The sequence below is a fragment of the Streptomyces sp. NPDC005281 genome (assembly GCF_040607495.1).
Lineage (GTDB): Bacteria > Actinomycetota > Actinomycetes > Streptomycetales > Streptomycetaceae > Streptomyces.
The window spans coordinates 26,629-46,956 of the sequence record NZ_JBEXGX010000007.1 but is presented as its reverse complement, the minus strand read 5'-3'; the positions used below and the strand labels follow the sequence as shown (position 1 = coordinate 46,956).

The 20,328-nt window shown below is 71.0% G+C and carries 22 protein-coding genes; 10 read left to right on the top strand and 12 right to left on the bottom strand.

The genetic code is table 11. The features are described 5' to 3' along the window. Positions 1-307: 307 nt before the first annotated feature. From ABZV42_RS12285 to ABZV42_RS12270, 4 genes are all read left to right on the top strand, one after another. Complete coding sequence (locus ABZV42_RS12285; RefSeq protein ID WP_356051831.1) at positions 308-1,183, top strand: undecaprenyl-diphosphate phosphatase; 876 nt, start codon at positions 308-310, stop codon at positions 1,181-1,183. 80 nt (positions 1,184-1,263) lie between these two features. Further along, positions 1,264-1,665, top strand: a complete 402-nt coding sequence (locus ABZV42_RS12280; RefSeq protein ID WP_356051830.1) for an NUDIX domain-containing protein — start codon at positions 1,264-1,266, stop codon at positions 1,663-1,665. A gap of 140 nt (positions 1,666-1,805) precedes the next feature. Further along, entirely contained in the window at positions 1,806-1,979 is a 174-nt protein-coding gene (locus ABZV42_RS12275; RefSeq protein WP_355976890.1) for a hypothetical protein, read from the top strand. A 488-nt stretch (positions 1,980-2,467) separates the two neighbouring features. Then, positions 2,468-2,647, top strand: a complete 180-nt coding sequence (locus tag ABZV42_RS12270; protein ID WP_151470596.1) for a hypothetical protein — start codon at positions 2,468-2,470, stop codon at positions 2,645-2,647. A 301-nt stretch (positions 2,648-2,948) separates the two neighbouring features. Here the strand turns inward: ABZV42_RS12270 and ABZV42_RS12265 are convergent, their stop codons facing one another. After that, on the bottom strand, positions 2,949-3,689 hold the full coding sequence (locus ABZV42_RS12265; protein WP_356051829.1) for a glucose 1-dehydrogenase: 741 nt from the start codon (positions 3,687-3,689) through the stop codon (positions 2,949-2,951). Positions 3,690-3,971: 282 nt separating this feature from the next. On the opposite strand from ABZV42_RS12265, the gene ABZV42_RS12260 reads away from it, so the two are divergent. Together ABZV42_RS12260 and lnt are read left to right on the top strand one after the other, a co-directional pair. After that, a complete protein-coding gene (locus ABZV42_RS12260) occupies positions 3,972-4,457 on the top strand; it encodes a nuclear transport factor 2 family protein (protein ID WP_355976886.1) in 486 nt (161 codons plus the stop codon). A gap of 126 nt (positions 4,458-4,583) precedes the next feature. Continuing rightward, positions 4,584-6,170 carry an apolipoprotein N-acyltransferase gene (gene lnt / locus ABZV42_RS12255; protein WP_355976885.1) on the top strand — a complete coding sequence of 529 codons (1,587 nt, stop codon included), beginning with the start codon at positions 4,584-4,586 and terminating at the stop codon, positions 6,168-6,170. On the opposite strand, the gene ABZV42_RS12250 is transcribed toward lnt, so the two are convergent. From ABZV42_RS12250 to ABZV42_RS12215, 8 genes are all read right to left on the bottom strand, one after another. After that, positions 6,088-6,999, bottom strand: a complete 912-nt coding sequence (locus tag ABZV42_RS12250) for a Gfo/Idh/MocA family oxidoreductase (RefSeq protein WP_355976883.1) — start codon at positions 6,997-6,999, stop codon at positions 6,088-6,090. The genes lnt and ABZV42_RS12250 overlap by 83 nt on opposite strands. An 892-nt stretch (positions 7,000-7,891) precedes the next feature. After that, positions 7,892-8,449 (bottom strand): hypothetical protein, encoded by a 558-nt coding sequence (locus tag ABZV42_RS12245; protein WP_355976881.1) that lies wholly within the window; start codon positions 8,447-8,449, stop codon positions 7,892-7,894. Positions 8,450-8,571: 122 nt separating this feature from the next. Further along, positions 8,572-9,255 carry a uracil-DNA glycosylase gene (locus tag ABZV42_RS12240; protein WP_356051828.1) on the bottom strand — a complete coding sequence of 228 codons (684 nt, stop codon included), beginning with the start codon at positions 9,253-9,255 and terminating at the stop codon, positions 8,572-8,574. A 175-nt stretch (positions 9,256-9,430) separates the two neighbouring features. Further along, positions 9,431-11,011: an ABC transporter substrate-binding protein gene (locus ABZV42_RS12235; RefSeq protein ID WP_356051827.1), complete on the bottom strand. Its 1,581-nt coding sequence runs from the start codon at positions 11,009-11,011 to the stop codon at positions 9,431-9,433. Between the two features lie 262 nt (positions 11,012-11,273). Beyond that, positions 11,274-12,035, bottom strand: coding sequence for an SDR family oxidoreductase (locus ABZV42_RS12230; protein ID WP_355976875.1), 762 nt, complete (start codon positions 12,033-12,035; stop codon positions 11,274-11,276). A gap of 17 nt (positions 12,036-12,052) precedes the next feature. Continuing rightward, entirely contained in the window at positions 12,053-12,814 is a 762-nt protein-coding gene (gene fabG, locus ABZV42_RS12225; protein WP_355976873.1) for a 3-oxoacyl-ACP reductase FabG, read from the bottom strand. Between the two features lie 203 nt (positions 12,815-13,017). Then, positions 13,018-13,401: a DUF3037 domain-containing protein gene (locus ABZV42_RS12220; RefSeq protein ID WP_355976871.1), complete on the bottom strand. Its 384-nt coding sequence runs from the start codon at positions 13,399-13,401 to the stop codon at positions 13,018-13,020. Continuing rightward, positions 13,398-14,180, bottom strand: coding sequence for a HipA family kinase (locus ABZV42_RS12215; protein ID WP_355976869.1), 783 nt, complete (start codon positions 14,178-14,180; stop codon positions 13,398-13,400). Before ABZV42_RS12215 ends, ABZV42_RS12220 begins: the two co-directional genes overlap by 4 nt. A gap of 221 nt (positions 14,181-14,401) precedes the next feature. On the opposite strand from ABZV42_RS12215, the gene ABZV42_RS12210 reads away from it, so the two are divergent. After that, on the top strand, positions 14,402-14,878 hold the full coding sequence (locus ABZV42_RS12210) for a Rieske (2Fe-2S) protein (RefSeq protein WP_355976867.1): 477 nt from the start codon (positions 14,402-14,404) through the stop codon (positions 14,876-14,878). A 47-nt stretch (positions 14,879-14,925) separates the two neighbouring features. Here the strand turns inward: ABZV42_RS12210 and ABZV42_RS12205 are convergent, their stop codons facing one another. Further along, entirely contained in the window at positions 14,926-15,564 is a 639-nt protein-coding gene (locus ABZV42_RS12205) for a cysteine hydrolase (RefSeq protein WP_356051826.1), read from the bottom strand. A gap of 184 nt (positions 15,565-15,748) precedes the next feature. Here ABZV42_RS12205 and ABZV42_RS12200 point away from each other — a divergent pair, with 184 nt between their 5' ends. Continuing rightward, on the top strand, positions 15,749-16,216 hold the full coding sequence (locus ABZV42_RS12200; RefSeq protein ID WP_355976863.1) for a pyridoxamine 5'-phosphate oxidase family protein: 468 nt from the start codon (positions 15,749-15,751) through the stop codon (positions 16,214-16,216). Positions 16,217-16,246: 30 nt separating this feature from the next. On the opposite strand, the gene ABZV42_RS12195 is transcribed toward ABZV42_RS12200, so the two are convergent. Further along, a complete protein-coding gene (locus ABZV42_RS12195; RefSeq protein WP_355976861.1) occupies positions 16,247-17,149 on the bottom strand; it encodes a LysR family transcriptional regulator in 903 nt (300 codons plus the stop codon). A gap of 75 nt (positions 17,150-17,224) precedes the next feature. Here ABZV42_RS12195 and ABZV42_RS12190 point away from each other — a divergent pair, with 75 nt between their 5' ends. Continuing rightward, the gene (locus tag ABZV42_RS12190) at positions 17,225-18,160 is read left to right on the top strand and encodes a DMT family transporter (protein ID WP_355976859.1); all 936 of its coding nucleotides are present in this window, start codon (positions 17,225-17,227) and stop codon (positions 18,158-18,160) included. 68 nt (positions 18,161-18,228) lie between these two features. Here the strand turns inward: ABZV42_RS12190 and ABZV42_RS12185 are convergent, their stop codons facing one another. After that, the gene (locus tag ABZV42_RS12185) at positions 18,229-19,560 is read right to left on the bottom strand and encodes an aminotransferase class I/II-fold pyridoxal phosphate-dependent enzyme (RefSeq protein ID WP_356051825.1); all 1,332 of its coding nucleotides are present in this window, start codon (positions 19,558-19,560) and stop codon (positions 18,229-18,231) included. Between the two features lie 35 nt (positions 19,561-19,595). Between ABZV42_RS12185 and ABZV42_RS12180 the strand changes: the two genes are divergently transcribed. Next, positions 19,596-20,285 (top strand): pyridoxamine 5'-phosphate oxidase family protein, encoded by a 690-nt coding sequence (locus ABZV42_RS12180; protein WP_355976855.1) that lies wholly within the window; start codon positions 19,596-19,598, stop codon positions 20,283-20,285. The last annotated feature ends 43 nt before the right edge of the window (positions 20,286-20,328 follow it).

The following is a 20,328-nucleotide window of genomic DNA, read 5'->3' as shown; positions in this document are numbered from 1 at the left end:
AGCGCTTTCCCTGCCGCACTGCAACGTAAGCGGGGGCCGGGCGGCCGGTCAACACCGCGAGCACGGCACCGCCCAGACCGCGAGGGAACCAGCCGGGCGGTCGCCAGGGACGACACGGTCCCGCGGCGCCGCTGCCGGAGCCTTCCCGGACATGGCGGAAGGCTTTCTCCGGAAAGTCCCCGAAACCCCCACGGCCGGGCCTTCCCCTACGGAGGTTAGGCTTCCCTCAGCGTCCGTGATCGCCGCGCACCGCGATCAGGCGTGCCCATCTCCCTTTCCGCGATCAGCACTTGGACCACGTAACTCCATGTCTTGGTTTCAATCCCTCGTCCTCGGGCTCGTCCAAGGGCTGACCGAATTCCTTCCCGTCTCCTCCAGCGCGCATCTGCGGCTGACCGCGGCCTTCGCCGGCTGGGACGACCCCGGTGCGGCGTTCACCGCGATCACGCAACTCGGCACGGAGGCCGCGGTGCTGATCTACTTCCGCAAGGACGTGGGACGGATCCTGTCGGCGTGGTTCCGCTCGCTCACCGACAAGGCGATGCGCGGCGACCACGACGCCCGGATGGGGTGGCTGGTGATCGTCGGCTCGATCCCCATCGGGGTGCTCGGCATCACGCTCAAGGACCAGATCGAGGGGCCGTTCCGCGATCTGCGGGTCACCGCGACCATGTTGATCGTGATGGGCGTGGTCATAGGCATCGCCGACCGGCTCGCGGCGCGCGACGAAACGGGCGGCAGGCACCGGGCGGCCAAGCGGCGCAAGGTACTTGAGGACCTGAACACCAAGGACGGCCTCCTGTACGGCGTCTGCCAGGCGATGGCCCTGATCCCCGGCGTCTCACGGTCCGGCGCGACCATCAGCGGCGGCCTGTTCATGGGCTACGGCGGGGCGGCGGCGGCCCGTTACTCCTTTCTGCTCGCCATGCCGGCCGTCCTCGCCTCGGGCGCCTTCGAGCTCAAGGACGCGGCCGCGGAGGGTCATGTCTCCTGGGGCCCCACCGCCTTCGCGACGATCATCGCTTTCGCGGTGGGATATGCCGTGATCTCATGGTTCATGAAGTTCATCTCCCACAAGAGTTTCATGCCGTTCGTCTGGTACCGGATCGCCCTCGGATCCGTCATCATCGGCCTGGTCGGCGCCGATGCCCTCAGCCCGCACGCAGCCGAGTCGTCGGGCTGAGCGGACTACTGGTCACGCGTTCCCGAGCGGGGAAGGCGTGCCTGGTGAACGGCCGCTCCAGGAAGGAGAGTTGAGGCCGCATGCCGGATGAGGACAAGACCGTCGCCGGCGCGGTGATCGTCCATGCCGGGCGGGTGCTCATGATGCGCCGCAGTGTGCCCGTGGGTTCCGTCGTGTGGACGTTCCCCTCGGGGAAGGTCGAGGCGGGCGAGTCCCCGGCGGACGCGGCGGTCCGGGAGGCGTCGGAGGAGACCGGAGTCACCGTCACGCCGGTGTCAATGCTGGGCGAGCGCGTCCATCCGGTGACCGGCCGGCGAGTGGTCTACGTCGCCTGTCGCCTGGTGTCCGGCGAAGCGCGGACGGCGTCTCCGCGGGAGGTCGCGGAGGTCACCTGGGCGGGGCTCGACGACGTTCGTCGGCTCGTTCCGGGTGGCGTCTTCGGGCCGGTGCAGGCGTACCTCGACAACGTGCTGCCGCGCTGAGGACGGCACGATCGCGGCCCGGCGCGAGGGCGGCGATCGGCATTTTCGGGCGGCGACCTGCGCATTGGGCCGTCTGGCCGAACGCTTCTGCGAACCGGGTTGCGACGTTTTAGCGTGGCCTCTCCGACTGGAGGTGGAGCATGCCGAAAGATCCCGCGCTGAGCCGGTTGGGCACGGAAGCGCGCAGTGTGAAGTTCCCGGATGGCAGCCGCGGGGTCATCCTGGTGAGGGCGGGTATTCCCCAGGGCGAGGCGGAGGCGCTGGCGGCGCGGGTGTGGGCCGAACGCTCGGAACAGGGCGACCCGAACGGTTGAAGCCACGGAGCCGTGGCAGGTCTCATGACTCACCCCGGGCGTGATCCGCTGAATCACTCCGGGTGATCATTTGGCCGGGGTGCCCATCTCCGCTCGCCGCATCCGACGCATCCACCGCCCCGGCCGCGCCCACCACCGGCCCGTCCCGCAGCTCCCGCCCGTCTCCACCACACAGCCCGTCCCCGCCCGTCTCCACCACACAGCCCGTCCCGGCCCTCTCCGCCACTCATCCGTCCGGGTCGCGCCGGCCGCCCCCGCCCGCCCCGGCCATCCCGCCCGCCTCGCGGGGATGCCGCCAAGGACGGGCGTGTGCGGCCCCGCCGATTGCCCCTTCTCGGAGATTCGGATCCCACGACACCAACTCAACACGCTGCAAAGGGAGTTCGACTACGAGAGCGGCACCGGCCCGACGCATCGTGACGCAGCACATACGACTTGCGTAGCCGCCCGGTAGCGCAGTGTCAGTCCTTGCGCCTAGGCTGGTCCACATGTCCCCCGATGTCACCCCGCCTGGTTCCGTGCGGTCTGCCGCCGCGCTGAACGAACAGATCCGCGCCCTGTGGACGCGGACGGGCGGCTCCCTGTCGGCGCAGGAGCGGGCGGAGTACGAGCTGTTGATCGTGAAGTGGGCCGAGGCGATACGCGGCGAGATCATCGAAGCGGCGTAGAGCCGTTCACGCTCCCGCCACGCAAGGGCCCGTCACTCACCGGCTCCCATGACGCCCGGGCTCACGCCCGCCTCCCCCGCGCCACCACACGGCATCACCGACACCCGCGGCACGGCACGGCCTCACTCCCACCGACACTCGTGCCACCGTACGGACTCACCCCCCAGCGGACACCGGTCGCACCGCACAAGCTCACCCCCGCCGGACATCCGAAGCACCGCCGCGCGAGCCCACCCTCAGCGGCCACCGGCGCCAACGCCGCGGCCCACCGCTCACCGGCTCCCGCAGGCCCCGCAGGGACTCACCGCCCACCGGACACCCGCAGCACCGCCCCCGTCGTGTACGACGCGTCGGGCGACATCAACCACGCGATGGCGGCGGCGACTTCCTCCGCCGCTCCGACGCGCCGCAGCGGAATCGACGAGGCGGCGCGTTCGGCGCGGCCCGCGTCGCCCATGGTCGCGTGCATCTCGGTGTCGATCATGCCGGGCGCGACGGCGTTCACGCGGATGCCGCCGGGGCCCAGTTCCTTGGCGAGCCCCACGGTCAGCGCGTCCACGGCCGCCTTGCTCGCCGCGTAGTGCACGAATTCGCCGGGACTGCCGAGCGTGGCCGCCGCCGAGGACACGTTCACGATGACACCACCCCCGAGCTCGCCCATGGACCGGGCCGCCCTGCGCGAACACAGCAGGGTACCCAGCAGATTGACCTCCACCACACGGCGCAGATCGGCGGGGTCAGCGTCCGCGAGCGGGCCGAGCGGGCCGGTCACCCCGGCGTTGTTCACCAGCCCCGTCACCGGCCCCAGCCGGTCCGCCGCCGTGTCGAAGAGCCGCTCGACAGCGGCGGCGTCGGAGGTGTCGACGCGTACGGTCACGCAGCGCGCCCCGGCCGCGCGGACGGCGGCCGCGGTCCGCTCGGCGGCCTCACCGTCGCTCACGTAGCCGACGACCACGTCGTGTCCGTCAGCCGCGAGCCGGGTACACGTCGCGGCGCCGATCCCGCGGCTGCCACCTGTGACGATCGTGACCTGACGTGCCATGAGAGCCCCCTCGACAATGACGGCGACGACGCCGACCCGACCGCCGCGGCCGGGATCAACCGCGATCGATCATCGATCACCAACCATCGCAGATCCGCGTCGGCCCGTGCACGGAGTCCCCGCTTCGGAGATCGGCTCCCGTACGTGGGCCGCGCCTCACCCGCGAAGCCACCCCGGCCGCGCCGCCCGATTGCCGGCCGACGCCGAACAGAACCCTCGCGGACACCGAATACCCCCGCGCGGGCCCTTGGCGTGGCAGGCGGAGTGGCCAACACTGAGCCGATGACGCAGCGTGTGGAGCTCGCGACCGTGCTGGACCGGTTCTCCGTCGACGAGATCGTCACCGGGTACGCGGTGGCCGTGGACGACGGTGACTGGGATGCGTACCGGGGGCTGTTCGCGCCGAAAGGCCGGGCCGACTACCGCTCGGCCGGCGGCATCGAGGGCGACGCCTCCCAGGTCGCCGAGTGGCTCGCGCAGAGCCTGGACCTGTTCGCGATGCGCCAGCACCTGATCGTCAACCGGCGGGTGCGGTTCGGCGTCCTGGAACAGAACACGGGTGACACGGCCGAGGTACAGGCGGACTACGTCAATCCGATGCGGTTCGCCGGGCAGGACGGCGGTTCGACCGCGCCCGACCTCGTGTGCGGCGGCCGTTACGCCTTCGGACTGCTGCGCACCGAAGACGGCTGGCGGCTGCGCCAAGTGGTTGTCCAGGAGAAGTGGCGCCGGATGCCGCAGCCCAGCCACACACCCGCGCACACCTGAGCCACGACCCGCCTCGGCGCCCCGGGGCGCTCCCCGTCCGCGCGCCCCTTCCCGAGCGCCATGCCCCCTGTCGTAGATCGCCGCCGACGCGCACACTGGAGACACCACGGGGCAGGGAGGCGGAAGATGAACAGGCCCGACCGTGCGTTCGGCCCATGGCTGGTCTCCCCGTGGCGGCGTGGTGTCGTGGCCGCGGCGGCGGGCGCGCTGCCGATGCTCGCCTTCCCGGCGCCGTCGTGGTGGTGGTTCGCCTACGTGGCTCTGGTGCCCTGGATCCTCCTGGCGCGCTCGGCCCCCACGGGCAGGCGGGCAGCCTACGACGGCTGGCTCGGCGGGTTCGGATTCATGCTGGCCGTGCACCACTGGCTGCTGCCGAGCCTGCATGTCTTCACGGTGCTCATAGCCGCGCTGCTCGGCGCGCTGTGGGCTCCGTGGGGCCGGCTCGTCCGGCATTTCCTGGCCGGGGTGCCCTCACCGGGCCGGGTCGGCGCCGCGCTGCTCGTGCTGCCGTCGGGGTGGCTGATGGTGGAACTCGCCCGGTCCTGGCAGGGCCTGGGCGGTCCCTGGGGTCTGCTCGGATCCAGTCAGTGGCAGGTGGAACCGGCCCTGCGGCTGGCGTCGGTCGGCGGGGTGTGGCTGCTCAGCTTCCTGGTGGTCGCGGTCAACGTCGCCGTCGCCGTGCTCGTCTCGGTGCGTGAGTCCCGTATGCCCGCCGTCGCCGGACTGGTGGCGACGGCCGCCGCCACCTCGGCGGCCTGGGTGTGGTCGCCGCGCCCGCAGGTCGACGGCCGGGTGCGGATCGCGGTCGTGCAGCCCGGTGTCGTGGACGGGAGCACGAGCGGCGACAAGCGCTTCGCTCGCGAGGAGACGCTGACCCGTGAGCTCGTCGGCAAAGGCGTCGATCTGGTCGTCTGGGGCGAGAGCAGCCTCGGCTTCGACCTGGCCGACCGGCCCGATCTGGCGCACCGCGTCGCGACGCTGTCCCACGAGGTCGGCGCCGACATCCTGGTGAACGTGGACGCGCGCCGCTCCGACCGCCCCGGCATCTACAAGAGTTCGGTCCTGGTGGGGCCGAACGGTCCCACCGGCGACCGCTACGACAAGATGCGGCTGGTCCCGTTCGGCGAGTACGTGCCCGCGCGGAACCTGCTCGGCTGGGCCACCTCCGTCGGCAAGGCCGCGGGCGAGGACCGCATGCGGGGAACCGAGCAGGTGGTGATGAACGTGGGCCACGGGCTGCGCGTCGGCCCGATGATCTGTTTCGAGACGGCGTTCCCAGACATGAGCCGCCACCTCGCCCAGGACGGCGCCGAGGTGCTGGTGGCGCAGTCCTCGACGTCGACGTTCCAGCACAGCTGGGCTCCCGAGCAGCATGCCTCGCTCGCCGCGCTGCGTGCCGCCGAGACCGGCCGCACCATGGTGCACGCGACGCTGACCGGCGTCTCCGCCGTCTACGGCCCGGACGGCGAGCGCATCGGCTCCTGGCTCGGCACGGACGCGAGCAGCGCGGTGGTCTACGAGGTGCCGCTGGCCCGGGGCGTCACTCCGTACGTCCGGTTCGGCGACTGGCCGGTGCAGGGCGCCCTGCTGGTGCTGGCGGCGCTGTGCGTGACGGAGGGCGCGCGCACGTTCAGACTGCGGCGGAGCGCTCCTGAACCGCTTGTACCACCCGCTCGCACAACTCGTGAGTCGCCAGCGCGTCCCGGGCGCTGAGCACCTTTCCCGACTGCACGGCGTCCAGGAACGCGAGGACCGCCTGCTCGATGCCGCGCTGCCTGGCCACCGGCACCCAGTCGCCGCGCCGGCGCACGGTCGGCTGCCCCTTGTGGTCGATCACCTCGGCGAGGTTGACCACCTGCCGCTTGCTGTCCTGGCCCGAGACCTCGAGGATCTCCTCGCTCGAGCCGCTCAGCCGGTTCATCACGCCGAGTGCCGTGAATCCGTCTCCGGCGAGCTGGAGCACGACATGGTGCAGCAGTCCGTCCTCGGCACGGGCCCTCACCGTCACGTCGTCGACCGGGCCCGGCACCAGGAAGCGGAGGGTGTCGACGACGTGGATGAAGTCGTCGAGAACCATGGAGCGGGGCTCCTCGGGCAGCCCTGTGCGGTTCTTCTGCATGAGGATCAGCTCGCGGGGATGCTCGACGCACTGCGCGTACGCGGGTGCGTGACGCCGGTTGAAACCGACGGCCAGGCTGACGTCGCGCTCCTCCGCGAGCCGCACCAGCCGCTCCGACTCGCCCAGCTCGTACGCGAGCGGCTTGTCGACGTACGTGGCCACGCCCGCCTCCAGCAGCCGGGTGACGATCTCCGGGTGGGCGGCGGTCGGCGCGTGCACGAACGCCGCGTCGAGGTCCTGGGCCAGCAGGGCGTCCAGGTCGGTGTGGCGCTGAGCCCCCGGCAGATGAAGGCTGTCGGCGACCCGTTCGAGGGTGGCGGGCGTCCGCGTCTGAAGATGCAGTTCGATCTCGGGCTGCACACCGAGCACCGGCAGATACGCCTTCTGCGCGATGTCGCCGAGTCCGATGCAGCCGACCTTCACTGGGGTCTCCTTCAGTAGCCGACGCGGTTCCGTCGGAAGCATACGGCGACCGTGACGGCCGTACGTGGGCAGCGGGGCGCCCGGGGGCGCCTGCCGCTTCCGGGCGGTGTGTGCCCGGGCAGGGTGTCAGCCCGCCGATGTCCGTGCCCGCCGGAGGAGCGGAAGGATCACCCGTGCGGGGCATCCTGCGCCTCTCCGCTCCCTGGACGCGGTCCCGAACCAGCAGAGTTGCGCGGGTGTACCGAACGACGACGACCGCAACGCTTCTGGCCGCCGTGGCAGTCACCGCCCTCTCCGGCTGTGTGACCGTCCAGCGGCCCCCCGGCTCAGGCTCTCCCGCCACCCCGTCGGGGCTCACCGCGCCCCACCCGGACAGCAAGGAGGGACCTCGGATCGTGCAGGCACCGGCACGGGAGGCGCTGGAGCGCGTCGGCCCCTCGCGGAAGCCCGCACCCGACGCGGCGGCCCGGCACCGCGCGGCTCCCCCGCCGCGGGCCGCCGCTCCCCCGGCCCCTCCGCGGCACGCCCACCCTGCCCCGCGTCCCGAGTCACGGCACGACAGGCGCCGTACCGCTGTACCGCGCGGTGCCGCCGACGTGCCGAAGCATCCGGACTTGTGCGCGCTCGGCAGGAAGTACGGGGGCTGGAAAGCGGACAGTCCGGAGGCGGTTCTCTGCGCGAGGACGTACGGGCACTGACGGCCCCCGCGGTCCCGCTCCGGGGACGGCACCGCATCCCGGGGGCTCGCACCCGGGCACTCCCGGTACCCCTGACATCCCGGGCACCCCTCACCCCTGGCACGCAGTACCCGTGGCACTCCGCACCCGGTGCGACAGGACTCGGGCTCCGGAACCCGCCCGGCGGACCTCGGAACCCGCCGGCGGGGCTCGGTTCAGGGCCGCTGCCTCGGCGGGCCCAGGGTCTCGCCACCCGGTTCGTCGAAGCGGTCGGAACCGGCGGCCTCCGCCGAGGTGACGTTGTCCTGAAGCCTGAGTTCCAGACGGCCGATGGCCGCGCGGACACCGTCGCCGTACCGGTCGTCCGCGAGGGCGCCGGCCGCGCCACGGGCCCGGCGCAGATGCGTGCGGGCGGCCTCCGAGCGGCCGAGCTTCGCGTAGTCGGCGGCGAGGTTCAGATGCAGCGAGGGGTAGAACGCGCGGACGGCGAGCGACTGGTGGGGTTCGGCGACACGTCCGTCCGTCAGCTCCTCGGCCGCCGACAGAGCCCTCAGGTCCCAGGCGAGTTCGTCGGCGGGGTCGTCCTGGGTGTCGGCCATGTAGTGCGCGAGTGTGCAGCGGTGCAGTGCGTCGCCGCCGTCGCCGATCTCTGTCCACAGATCCAGGAAGCGGCCCCGGGCCTCCTCGCGGTCACCGGCGTGGTGCAGCATGACGGCCTGTCCGATCCGGGTCGTCATGGCGTCCGGCGCCGCCTGCTCCTGTTGCTCCGCCACCGCGTCCTCCAGGCTCGTCACTGTCCCGCACGACGCTAACCGGAGCCGGTGACAATCCCGCTCAGGCGCCCCCGTACACCGCTGGGCCAGGCCGGTGACGGACCTGCCCAGCGGCCCGGCCGTCAGCCGAGGTCGGGGACGCGCCAGTCGATCGGCTCATGGCCCTGGGCGGCCACGGCCGCGTTGATCTGCGTGAATGGGTGCGAGCCGAAGAACTTCTTCGCGGACAGCGGTGAAGGGTGCGCCCCCTTCACCACCACGTGCCGCTCCTCGTCGATCAGCGGGAGCTTCTTCTGCGCGTAGTTGCCCCACAGGACGAAGACGGCCGGGTCGGGGCGGTCGGCCACCGCGCGGATGACCGCGTCGGTGAACTTCTCCCAGCCCTTGCCCTTGTGCGAGTTCGCCTCGCCTGAGCGGACGGTCAGCACCGCGTTGAGCAGCAGCACACCCTGTTCGGCCCACGGCATGAGATAGCCGTTGTCCGGGATCGGGGTGCCGAGCTCCTCCTTCATCTCCTTGTAGATGTTCCGCAGCGACGGCGGAGTCTTGACCCCGGGACGCACCGAGAAGCACAGACCATGCCCCTGGCCTTCGCCGTGGTACGGGTCCTGTCCGAGGATCAGCACCTTCACCCGCTCGTACGGCGTCGCGTCGAGCGCGGCGAAGACCTCCTCGCGCGGAGGGTAGACGGGACCCTTGGCACGCTCCTCCTCGACGAACTCGGTGAGTTCCTTGAAGTAGGGCTGCTGCGTTTCGTCACCCAGGACGCCGCGCCAGGACTCGGGCAGCATGGCGATATCGGTCACGTCAACTTCCTTCGATGTGCGATGACTTCCAGACCACAGAACCTACCGTCGCCCACTGACAATCGGTTCGGGGCCCGCATCGGGGCCGCAGGACCGGTACGGTGTGCCCGCGCGGCGCACGGCGGACGCGCTGCGGCCCCCTTCCGCCGCTCCTCGTCACCCGGTCGCCGGGCCCCTACCAGCTGGTCTTGCGCTCGAGCTCCCACATCATCATGATCGTCGACGGGTCCAGGGTCCGCTCCGCGCCCGAGATCTCCTCGTTCGCGGCCACATACTGCCTGCCCTGCCACAGCGGCAGCAGCCGGGCGTCGTCGACGAGGATCCGCTGGGCCTCCTCGAACTCCTTGACCACCGCCCCGCGATCGCGCACACCGCGCGACTCGGGCAGCAGGTCGTCGGTGATCCGGGGGACGGGATACGGCGTCCCGAGGGCGTTCCGCTCCCCCACGAAGGGGGCGATGAAGTTCTCGGCGTCGGGGAAGTCGGGGAACCAGCCGCGGCCGAACACCGGGTACTCGCCGCCGCGGTAGCCCGCTTCGTACGTCTTCCAGGGGCGGCTTCTGAGCGTGACGGTGAACAGTCCGGAACCGTCGAGCTGGCGCTTGAGCTCGCGGAACTCCGGGTCGGTCTCGGAGCCGTAGCGGTCGGTCGTGTACCAGAGGGTGAGCGGGACGCGCCGGTCGATGCCCGCGTCGTGCAGGATCTTGCGGGCTCTCGACGGGCTCGGGCTGCCGTACTCGTCGAAGTAGCCGGTGGTGTGCCCGGCCAGGCCCGCGGGGACCATCGAGTAGAGCGGGTCGACGGTGTCGCGGTAGACCTTGTGCGCGATGGCGGGCCGGTCGACCACCTGGGCGATCGCGTGCCGGACGGCGAGCTTCCCGGCCCACGGGTCCTTGGGGTTGAAGACCAGATAGCTGATCTCGGTGCCCGTGCCGTCGATGAGCTGGATGTCCTTCCGGGCGCCCCGGCTCTGGAGGGCGACGACGTCCGAGGCGGCGAGGCCGCGGTAGGTGACATCGATCTTCTTGTTCCGCAGAGCTCCGACCAGTTGGGCCGAGTCCTGGAAGTAGCGGATCGTCACCGCGTCGTTCCTGCGGTCGGCGAAGCCGTCGTAGTGGTCGTTCCTGACGAGTTCGGCCTTCTTGCCCTCCGTGTAGGAGCGCAGTCTGTAGGGCCCGGAGCCGAAGACCTTGTCGTCGTCGCGCAGGGCGTCGGCCGGGTAGTGACGGGGGTCGACGATCGACATCGCGGGTGTGGCCAGGACCAACGGGAAGGTGGCGTCCGACTTGTTGAGATGGAAGAGGACAACACGACTGCCCAGCACCTGCACCCGTTCGAGACTGCCGAGCAGACCCGCGGGGCCGCCGCTCACCCCGATCTTCCTGATGCGCTCGATGGAGTACTTGACGGCCGACGCGTCGAGCGGGTCGCCGTCGGAGAACTTCATGTCCCGGCGAAGTTCGCAGCGATAGACGCTGTTGGTTCCATCCGTGAACCCGCACTTCGCGGCGGCGTCGGGCCGCGGGGCCACGGAGCCGGTCGGATAGCTCAGCAGCGTCTGGTAGATGTTGCGGAACAGCTCCCACGATCCGTCCCAGGAGCCTGCCGGGTCCAGGGTGCTGGGGGCGCTGGTGGTGCCCACCACGATCGGCCCCTCGTCGGCCGGCGATCCCGAGGTGAGCGTGCCGCACGCGGCCACCAGGGTTGTGGACGTGATCGCCGCCAGCTGTCGCAGGTATCGGTTCCGGTTGAACACGCACACGCTCCTCGATCCGCCGTCCCAAGGTCGGCCGACGATACCGCGGCGCCCTGCCGGGGGAACCGCGTTTCCCTGACAGGGCACTTGATCAGCATGTTTGTGACCACGTTGTCAGCATGCTGTGAACGTGTAGACGCTGCGTGAAGCGAACTCCGCGCCATCCGACGCGGGCTGAGTGTTTGTCAACTTTCAACAAAAAGCCGGTCGGACGTTCCCCGTGTGCGGGGAACGTCCGACCGGCCTTCGTGTGGCCCTCGTGTCACTCGACTCCGGCGTTGAGGAACATCCCGCCGTCGACCACGAGCGTCTGACCGGTGACCCAGTCCGACTGCTGCGAGGTGAGGAACGCGGCGGCGCCGCCGATGTCGGAGGGCACGCCGAGCCGGCCGAGCGGGTAGGCCGCAGCGGCCTCCGCCTCGCGGCCTTCGTACAGTGCGGCCGCAAACTTCGTCTTCACCACGGCGGGCGCGATGGCGTTGACCCGCACCTTGGGCGCGAACTCGTGCGCCAGCTGCACGGTCAGGTTGATCATCGCGGCCTTGCTGATGCCGTACGCGCCGATGAACGGCGAGGGCGCGAGGCCCGCGACCGAGGCGATGTTGACGATCGCGCCGCCGTTCTCGCCCTGCCAGGCCTTCCAGGTCTGCTGGGCGAAGCCGAGCGCGGAGACGACGTTGGTCTCGAAGACCTTGCGCGCCACGTTGAGGTCGAGTTCGGCGATCGGCCCGAACACCGGGTTCGTACCGGCGTTGTTGACCAGGAAGTCGACCCGGCCGAAGGCCTCCATGGTGCGCTCGACGGCGACGGCCTGGTGGGCCTCGTCGTGAGCCTTGCCCGGCACGGCGATGACGCGGTCGGCGCCGAGCTTCTCGACGGCCTCCTTGAGAGCGTCCTCGTTGCGGCCCGTGATGCAGACCCGGTCGCCGCGGGCGACCAGGGCCTCCGCGACGCCGTAGCCGATGCCGCGGCTCGCGCCCGTGATGAGCGCGACCTTGCCCGAGAGTTCGGGGAGTGTGGTCATGTGCGTTTCCCCTACGTCTAGTTGAGCGGTCCGCCGGCCACGTACAGCACCTGGCCCGAGACGAATCCGGCGGCCTCGCCGGTGAAGAAGGCGATGCTGTTGGCGATGTCGTCGGGGTTGCCGACGCGCTGCACGGGGATCTGGGTGGCGGCCGCGGCCTGGAAGTCGTCGAAGTCCATGCCGACGCGGGCGGCGGTGGCGGCGGTCATGTCGGTGACGATGAAGCCGGGCGCCACGGCGTTCGCGGTCACGCCGAACTTGCCGAGCTCGATGGCCAGGGTCTTGGTCAGGCCCTGGAGACCGGCCTTGGCCGTGGAGTAGTTGGCCTGGCCGCGGTTGCCCAGCGCCGAGGACGAGGACAGGTTGACGATACGGCCGAACTTGGCGTCGACCATGTGCTTCTGGCACGCCTTGGCCATCAGGAAGGCGCCGCGCAGGTGCACGTTCATGACGGTGTCCCAGTCGGACGCGCTCATCTTGAACAGCAGGTTGTCACGGAGGACACCGGCGTTGTTCACGAGGATGGTCGGCGCGCCGAGCTCCGCGGCGATCCGCGCGACGGCGGCCTCGACCTGGGCCTCGTCAGAGACGTCGCAGCCGACCGCGAGGGCCCTGCCGCCGGCCGCGGTGATCTTCTCCACGGTGTCCTTGCACGCGGCCTCGTCGAGGTCGATCACCGCGACGGCGCGGCCCTCCGCGGCCAGTCGTACGGCGGTCGCGGCACCGATGCCGCGCGCGGCGCCGGTGACTACGGCGACGCGCTGCTCAGTGGTGGACATTGCTGGTTCTCCTCGCCCTTGGAAAAGCCGGCCCAAGCCCGGCCAAGCTGTCTCGACAACCTTGCGGAGTCTTCGGGGTCCCCGGGGACCCGCGGCTCACACGGTACGCCCGTCAGGTGAGCGACCGCTTAGTACCTTCAGCAGACGTGACGCTAGAAGCCCTGGCACCCGGTGTCAACGCCGCACCGCGTGCATGTGATCCATTACCTGACCAGGAGCTGGAGCAACCGCTCGGTCTCGACCTCGGGATCGGCGGTCAGTCCGGTGTGTACCGGTCCCGGCTGGACCACCGTCGAGCGCGGCGCGATCAGCCAGCGAAAACGCCGTCCGGCGTCGTCGCCTGCGGCCTGACCAGCGGCTTTCCCTCCGGCGCAGACACCTTCGACGGCGCGCAGCGCGGCCCGTACGCCCATCACGTCGGCGTCCGGGTCGAGTGCGAGCAGCTTGTTCTCGTCCAGATGGGTACGGGCGGCGACGAATGAGTGGGCTCGGCAGTACACCAGCACGCCCGCGTTGAAACACTCGCCGCGCTCGACCCGCGGCACCACACGCAGCAGCGCGTACTCGAAGACGACCCGCTCGTTCACTTGTCTCCCCCGGTGCCGTCGAGGCCGTCGATGCCCTTGATCCGTTCATGGATGACCGCCGCGCGTGTCAGCAGCGGCCGTGCGTAGGCGCGCCGCAGCGCGTCCACCGAGTCGAAGCCCGGCTCGTCGGCCAGCCAGGCCTCGGGGATCTGGGCCGTGACCTCGGCGAGCAGGTCCTCGGTGATCTGCGGGGCCAGTTCGGCGGCGGCGGAGGCGATGTCCGGGCCGAAGGGGGCGAGCGCGTGGTCGGAGATGTCGTACGGCTTGGCGGCGGATTTCTCGGCGCCCGGCCAGTGGTGGTGCCAGATCATCGTGGCGCCGTGGTCGATGAGCCACAGGTCTCCGTGCCACATCAGCAGGTTGGGGTTGCGCCAGGAGCGGTCGACGTTGTTGACGAGGGCGTCGAACCAGACGATCCGGCCGGCGTCCTCGGCGCTCACCTCGAAGGCGAGGGGGTCGAAGCCGATGGCGCGGGGCAGGAAGTCCATCCCGAGGTTCGGGCCGCCGCTCGACTTCAGCAGTTCCTGGACCTCCTGGTCCGGTTCGCCGAGCCCGAGGACCGGGTCGAGGCCGATCGTCACCAGGCCCGGCACCCGCAGGCCGAGCCGGCGGGCGAGTTCACCGCAGACGACCTCCGCGACGAGCGTCTTGCGCCCCTGTCCGGCGCCGGTGAACTTCATGACGTACGTCCCGAGGTCGTCGGCCTCGACGAGTCCCGGCAGCGAGCCGCCCTCGCGCAACGGCGTGATGTAGCGGGAGGCGTTCACTTCCTTGAGCATCGCCCCAGGTTACTGGGGTGGTCCCGCCCGGCGGACGCGACCCGGTGACGGTGGGCGGAGTGGTCCCCTGTATCCGGGGCCGGGGTGGACCGTGGCCGGGCACACGCGGCTGTCGGCACGCTGTGGATCAGGTCAAGAAGTCGCCATTGCCTGAACAGCCCGCCCTGGCGGACCGTACCTCTGAGCAGATCCAGATCATGTCCGCTGAAGGGAAAGCCAGCATGTCCAGCGAATCGCTTCACTCCACACAGGCACCGGCCCGGCGCACCGTCGTGGCGGCGGTCGGAGCGGCAGGGCTCGCCGTCGCGCTGACCGCGTGCGGGGCGGACGACAAGGCCTCCAGCAGCGTGGGCTCCGACAACGGCACGAGCGGTGGGAGCTCGGGCGGCGGCGCGGCCGGGACCGCGGGCGGCACGGAACTCGCCAAGACCAGCGACATCCCCGAGGGCGGGGGCAAGGTCTTCGCCGACAAGGGGGTCGTGGTGACCCAGCCGACGGCGGGCACCTTCAAGGCCTTCTCGTCCAAGTGCACCCACCAGGGCTGCGCGGTCAAGGGCATCGCGAACGGTGTCATCACCTGCCCCTGCCACGGCAGCCAGTTCTCCGCCATCGACGGCAGTGTGAAGAAGGGGCCCGCGACGACCGGACTCGCGGCCGCCGACATCACCGTCGCCGGGGGCTCCATCAAGCTCGCTTGACAGCCGGCACCGGCCACCGGCGGCCACCCGCCGGTGGAACGCCGGCGTCAGTGCCGCCGTCGTTCGAAGCAGGCGAGGATGTCGTCGGTGGTCGTGATGGTGGCGACCAGTGCGAGTGTGTTCCGGACCATCGCGGGGGTGTACTCGGAGGGCACCCCCGCGATGGCGTCCGCGGGAACGACGACGGTGTAGCCGCGGTTCACGGCGTCGAACACGGCGTTGGGAACGGCGATATTGGCCGAGACCCCCGTCACGACGAGGGTGCGGCAGCCCAGGTTGCGCAGCAGCGGGTCGACGTCGGTGCCCGAGATCGGCGACAGACCGTGCAGCCGGCGTACGACGAAGTCCTCCTCTGCGACCTCGACGGGCGGCGCGATCCGAACCGCGGTCGTGCCGGTCAGCTGGCGCACGGGCAGTCGCTCGGCCGCGCGGAACAGCCGGGCGTTGTGGTTGGCGCCGCGGCCGTCCGGGCGGCGCTCGGCGACCGCGTGGATCACCTGCACCCCGTTCGCGTGCGCGGCGCCCACCAGCCGGGCGATCCGGGTGAGCACCCCGGACGCCCTTGCCTCGTGGGCGAGTTCGGGCAGTGCGCTGTCCGGGCCCACGACACCCTGTTGGCACTCCACGGTGAGCAGTACCGTGCCGACGGGGTCGAGGAGTTCACTGAGTTGCTCGAACGACGGCATGGCTCTCCTTGTCGTCGCGGGTCGGGACGGCGGAGCGTAACCACCATTGCGTGAGGACGGAAGACGCCGCATGATTTCCTGACGGAACGTCAGAAAGCTTTACGGGAAGCTCCGGCGGACGGCGTCGGCGCACCTGGACAGATCGGCTGGATTCGGCCGATACACGGAATCGAGAGGGGACCGTATGACCGTCACCCAGCGCAGGGGCCGGAAGATCATGATGACCCCCGGTGAACTGGACGAGTTCCTCACCACCCAGCGCACCTGCCGCGTCGCCTCCGTGTCCAAGGACGGAGTGCCGCATGTGAGTGCCCTCTGGTTCACCTGGGACGGCACCTCGCTGTGGCTGTACTCGGTGGTGCGGAGCAAGCGCTGGGTGCAGCTGCGGAACGACCCGCGGGTCGCCGTGGTGATCGACTCGGGCGAGGAGTACGGGGAGCTGCGGGGCGTCGAACTGTCCGGCACGGTGGAGTTCGTCGGCGAGTTCCCGCGCACCGGGGAACTGTGCGCCGAACTCGACGTCCCGGAAACCCTGTTCGCCCGCAAGAACTTCGGCCTGGAGGAGCTGCCGCACGACGGCCGGCACGCGTGGATGCGACTGACCCCGGCCGCGATCGCCTCGTGGGACTTCCGCAAGCTCCCTCCGATGTAGCCGAGAAGCCGAACCACCCTTCGGCTCTCCCTACTCGACAGCCGCACCGGCCCTGCGCAAGGCGTCCACCGCCGCCCTGATCGAGGGCCGGCGGTCGGCGTCGGCCCGCCACACGACGTAGACATGGCGACGCACACGCTGATGGACCGGCACGGTGACGACCCCCTCGGGCATGGGACGGCGCCCGAGGAGCGGGGCCACGCACACGCCGAGTCCCGCGGCCACCAGTCCGAGCTGGGTGTGCGTCTCCCCGGCGCGGTGCCCGATACGCGGTTCGACTCCCTGGGAGCGCAGGGTGAACATCAGCCATTCGTGGCAGAACTCGCCCTCGCCCCAGGTGATCCACTCGTCGTCGGCGAAATCCCCGAGATCCACCTCGCGCCGACCCGCGAGCCGATGGCCGGCCGGCATCGCCACATCGGCCGGGTCGTCGAGGATCGACGCCTTCACCAGCCCGTCGGGCAGCGGCATCGGCTTGTTGTACCAGTCGAGCACGACCGCGAGGTCCAGGTCCCCGCGCACCACTCCCGCGACCCCGGCCTCCGGTTCGAGTTCGCTGGAGCGCACCCGCAGTCCGGGGTGTGCGGCGCGCAGTTCCGAGAGCGCCGCCGGGAACAGCCCGCGGGCCGCGGTCGGAAACGCGGACAGCCTCAGCTCACCGGCCACCTGGCCGCGCTGCGCCTCCAGGTCGGACTGCGCGAGTTCGACCTGGGACAGGATGCGGGCCGCGTGCTGGGCGAGGAGCCTGCCGGCGTCGGTCAGGCGCACTCCCCGGCCGTTCTTGGCGAGCAGCTGCTGTCCCACCTCGCGCTCCAGCTTCGACATCTGCTGCGAGACGGCGGAGGTCGTCACATGCAGTCCCTCGGCCGCGCCGCTCACCGAGCCGTGCCGGGCGAGGGCATCGAGGGTACGCAGCCGCTCCAGATTCAACATGTAAGCAATGCTACGAGATATCGCTTGAATATTCTCGCTTGTGCTACGAGATTGTTCTGCCTCATTCTTGACCCCATGAGCACCGTCGCCTCTCCCCGCCCCGTCACGCCGAACGGCGTCGCACCCGGCCGCCGCACCGCCCTCGACTGGCGGATCCGCTTCGGCGTCCTCTCGCTGATCTGGGGCTTCAGCTTTCTGCTCATCAAGGTCGGCACGGAGGGCTACGCGCCGTTCCAGGTCACCTTCGGCCGGCTGCTGTTCGGAAGCCTGGTGCTCGTGGCCGCGATGGCGGTGAAGCGGGAGCGGCTTCCGCGCGGGGCGCGGACGTGGGGGCATCTCGCGGTCGCGGCCTTCCTGCTGAACGCGCTGCCGTTCTCCCTCTTCGCCTACTCCGAGCTGACCATCCCCTCCACGCTCGCGGGCATCTGCAACGCGACGTCTCCGCTGTGGGGCATGGCCCTCTCCCTGGTCGCCCTCTCCGAGGACCGGCCGACCCGGCGAAGAGTGGCCGGTCTCGGCATCGGCTTCCTGGGCGTCCTGACGGTTCTCGGTGTCTGGCAGGGCTTCCACGGCCTGGACGCCACGGGCACGGCGATGGCCCTGCTGGCGTCCCTGAGCTACCCGGTCGGCTGGATATACGTCCGCCGGACCCTGGCGGGCACCGGCCACTCGCATCTGTCGATGACCGGCGCCCAGCTGCTCCTGGCCACCGTCCAGCTCGCTTTCGTGACCCCGCTGTTCACCACGCTCCCGAGCCGTGTCGCGTGGGTGCCGCTGCTCGCGATCGCCGGGCTGGGGGCGCTCGGCACGGGTCTGGCCATGCTCGTCCAGTACGGCATCGTCGCCGAGGTCGGCCCGACGACGGCGCAGATGGTCACGTACTTCATCCCGGTCATCGCCACCGCCGCCGGTGTCGCGATCCTCGGCGAGTCGCTGACCTGGTCGACGCCGGTCGGGGCGGTGATCGTCCTGGCGGGCGCGGCCCTCACCCAGGCGAAGCCGCGCCGCTGACGCCCCGGCACGGCACGGCACGGCGTCGAGACGGTGATCCGGATGCCCGGCGCCGAGCTCATCCCGACTCAGACGTATCGGCGTGCCGGGGCCGGTCCCACGGCGGACGCGACGGCGTCCGCGAGCGGCTCGGTGTCCTCGGGCCGGAGCGTCGAGACGGTGATCCGGATGCCCGGCGGCGAGCTCATCCTGAAGCGGGCGCCGGGCGCGACCGCCCAGCCGCGGTGCAGCAGCCGGGAGACGGCCCCGGTCTCGTCCGGGACGGGGATCCAGACATTCATCCCGCTGCGTCCGCGCGCTTCGACTCCGCGCGCCCGCAGCGCGTCGATCAGCAGGTCGCGGCGCGCCCCGTACGCGGCCGCCACGGCCCCCGCGTCGACCGTGCCCGAGGTCCACAGGTGGACCACGGCCTTCTGGAGCAGGCGGCTCACCCAGCCGGGGCCGAGCCGCTGCCGCCCTTGCACACGGTCGGCGGTGACGGGGTCTCCGGTGAGCACGGCGAGCCGGAGATCGGGCCCGTACGCCTTGGCGACGGAGCGCACGAACGCCCAGCTGTGCGTGACGCCGGCGAGCGGATGCAGCGGCAGATCGACGATCTGATGACCGTGGTCGTCCTCGATGAGCAGGGTCCGCGGGTACTCGCGGAGCACCGAGCGAAGGGCACGCGCGCGGGCGGCGGTGACCGCGGCGCCGGTGGGGTTCTGCGCGCGGTCGGTGACGATCAGCGCCCGCGCCCCGGCCTCCAGCGCGTTCCGTACGTCGGCGGGAAGCGGGCCCTCGTCGTCGACACCGACGCCGGCCGTACGCAGCCCCAGCGCAGGGAGGAGGTCGAACAGGCTGCCCCAGCCGGGGTCCTCGACGGCCACCGTGTCGCCGGGCCTGAGGTGGGCCATCAGGACGCGTTCGATCGCGTCGAGCGATCCGGAGGTGACGACGACCGGCCCCGCGGGCACTTTGTCCGCGTCGAGCCCGGCGCGGGCGAGGCGCCCCAGCTCCGGCTCGACGGCGTCCTGCCCGTACTGCACGGGATGCCGGTCCGACTGCCCGGCCGCCGTCGCGAAGGCCTCGACGAGTGCCGGCAGCAGGGCTGGATCGGGATTGCCCTCGCCCAGGTCCCGCACACCCTCGGGCACCTCGACGCGCAGCTGTTCACGCCCCGTGGTGGCCGGTTTCGGGCGCACCCGGCTGCCCCGACGGCCGGCGGTCTCGATGACCCCGCGCTCACGCAGGGTGCGATAGGCCGCCGCGACGGTGTTCGGGTTGACACCAAGCCCCTCGGCCAACTCCCGCATGGGCGGAAGGAGTTGACCGGGCTCCAGATTCCCGTCCCCGACCGCCCGCTCGACATCGGCCGCGATGTCGGCTGCGCGACGCCCTTCGATCCGATACTCTCCTAGCACAAAAGAGATTATGCACTAGTGCAATGGAGATGGCAATGTCGGAGACGAGCACCCAGCAGAGGACCACGGGGTCCGCCGCCTACACCCCGACCGACCGCACTGTCCCCACCCGCTCCAAGGAACGCGCCGCGTACGACCGGGAACTGGTGCACTCGATACTCGACGAGGGGTACGTCTGCCATCTCGGGTTCGTCCGCGACGGCGCGCCGGTCGTCCTGCCCACGCTGTACGCACGGGTCGGCGAGCGGCTCTACGTGCACGGATCGACGGGTTCGCGTCCGCTGCGGATGTCCGGCCAGAGCGACCCCGGGCTGGCCGTCTGCCTGACGGTGACCCACGTCGACGGACTGGTGCTGGCCCGCTCGGCCTTCCACCACTCGCTCAACTACCGCTCCGTGGTCGTGCACGGCATCGCCCACCAGGTGACGGACCCCGACGAGCGGCGCCTCGCACTGGACGCGCTGGTCGACCATGTCGTGCCCGGACGCTCGGCCGACTCGCGCCCCGCCAACGCCAAGGAACTCGCCGCCACGGCCGTGATCAGCCTGGACCTCGACGAGGTCTCCGCCAAGCTGCGCGGCGGCGGCCCGAACGACGAGCCCGAGGATCTCTCCCTCCCCCACTGGACCGGCGTGGTCCCGCTGACCAAGGGCCACGGTGCCCCCGTACCGGCGGACGACCTGGCACCGGACGTCGAGCTGCCCGACTACCTGAAGGCCCTGTGAGCGCCGGGGCCGGTCACCGCGCGGACTGAGACGGCGGGGCCCC

Excerpts from the sequence above, each read along its gene's own strand:
- ABZV42_RS12285 (WP_356051831.1), top strand. The coding sequence starts at position 308 with ATGTCTTGGTTTCAATCCCTCGTCCTCGGGCTCGTCCAAGGGCTGACC.
- ABZV42_RS12280 (WP_356051830.1), top strand. The coding sequence starts at position 1,264 with ATGCCGGATGAGGACAAGACCGTCGCCGGCGCGGTGATCGTCCATGCC.
- ABZV42_RS12275 (WP_355976890.1), top strand. The coding sequence starts at position 1,806 with ATGCCGAAAGATCCCGCGCTGAGCCGGTTGGGCACGGAAGCGCGCAGT.
- ABZV42_RS12270 (WP_151470596.1), top strand. The coding sequence starts at position 2,468 with ATGTCCCCCGATGTCACCCCGCCTGGTTCCGTGCGGTCTGCCGCCGCG.
- ABZV42_RS12265 (WP_356051829.1), bottom strand. The coding sequence starts at position 3,689 with ATGGCACGTCAGGTCACGATCGTCACAGGTGGCAGCCGCGGGATCGGC.
- ABZV42_RS12260 (WP_355976886.1), top strand. The coding sequence starts at position 3,972 with ATGACGCAGCGTGTGGAGCTCGCGACCGTGCTGGACCGGTTCTCCGTC.
- lnt (WP_355976885.1), top strand. The coding sequence starts at position 4,584 with ATGAACAGGCCCGACCGTGCGTTCGGCCCATGGCTGGTCTCCCCGTGG.
- ABZV42_RS12230 (WP_355976875.1), bottom strand. The coding sequence starts at position 12,035 with ATGACCACACTCCCCGAACTCTCGGGCAAGGTCGCGCTCATCACGGGC.
- fabG (WP_355976873.1), bottom strand. The coding sequence starts at position 12,814 with ATGTCCACCACTGAGCAGCGCGTCGCCGTAGTCACCGGCGCCGCGCGC.
- ABZV42_RS12215 (WP_355976869.1), bottom strand. The coding sequence starts at position 14,180 with ATGCTCAAGGAAGTGAACGCCTCCCGCTACATCACGCCGTTGCGCGAG.
- ABZV42_RS12210 (WP_355976867.1), top strand. The coding sequence starts at position 14,402 with ATGTCCAGCGAATCGCTTCACTCCACACAGGCACCGGCCCGGCGCACC.
- ABZV42_RS12205 (WP_356051826.1), bottom strand. The coding sequence starts at position 15,564 with ATGCCGTCGTTCGAGCAACTCAGTGAACTCCTCGACCCCGTCGGCACG.
- ABZV42_RS12200 (WP_355976863.1), top strand. The coding sequence starts at position 15,749 with ATGACCGTCACCCAGCGCAGGGGCCGGAAGATCATGATGACCCCCGGT.
- ABZV42_RS12195 (WP_355976861.1), bottom strand. The coding sequence starts at position 17,149 with ATGTTGAATCTGGAGCGGCTGCGTACCCTCGATGCCCTCGCCCGGCAC.
- ABZV42_RS12190 (WP_355976859.1), top strand. The coding sequence starts at position 17,225 with ATGAGCACCGTCGCCTCTCCCCGCCCCGTCACGCCGAACGGCGTCGCA.
- ABZV42_RS12180 (WP_355976855.1), top strand. The coding sequence starts at position 19,596 with ATGTCGGAGACGAGCACCCAGCAGAGGACCACGGGGTCCGCCGCCTAC.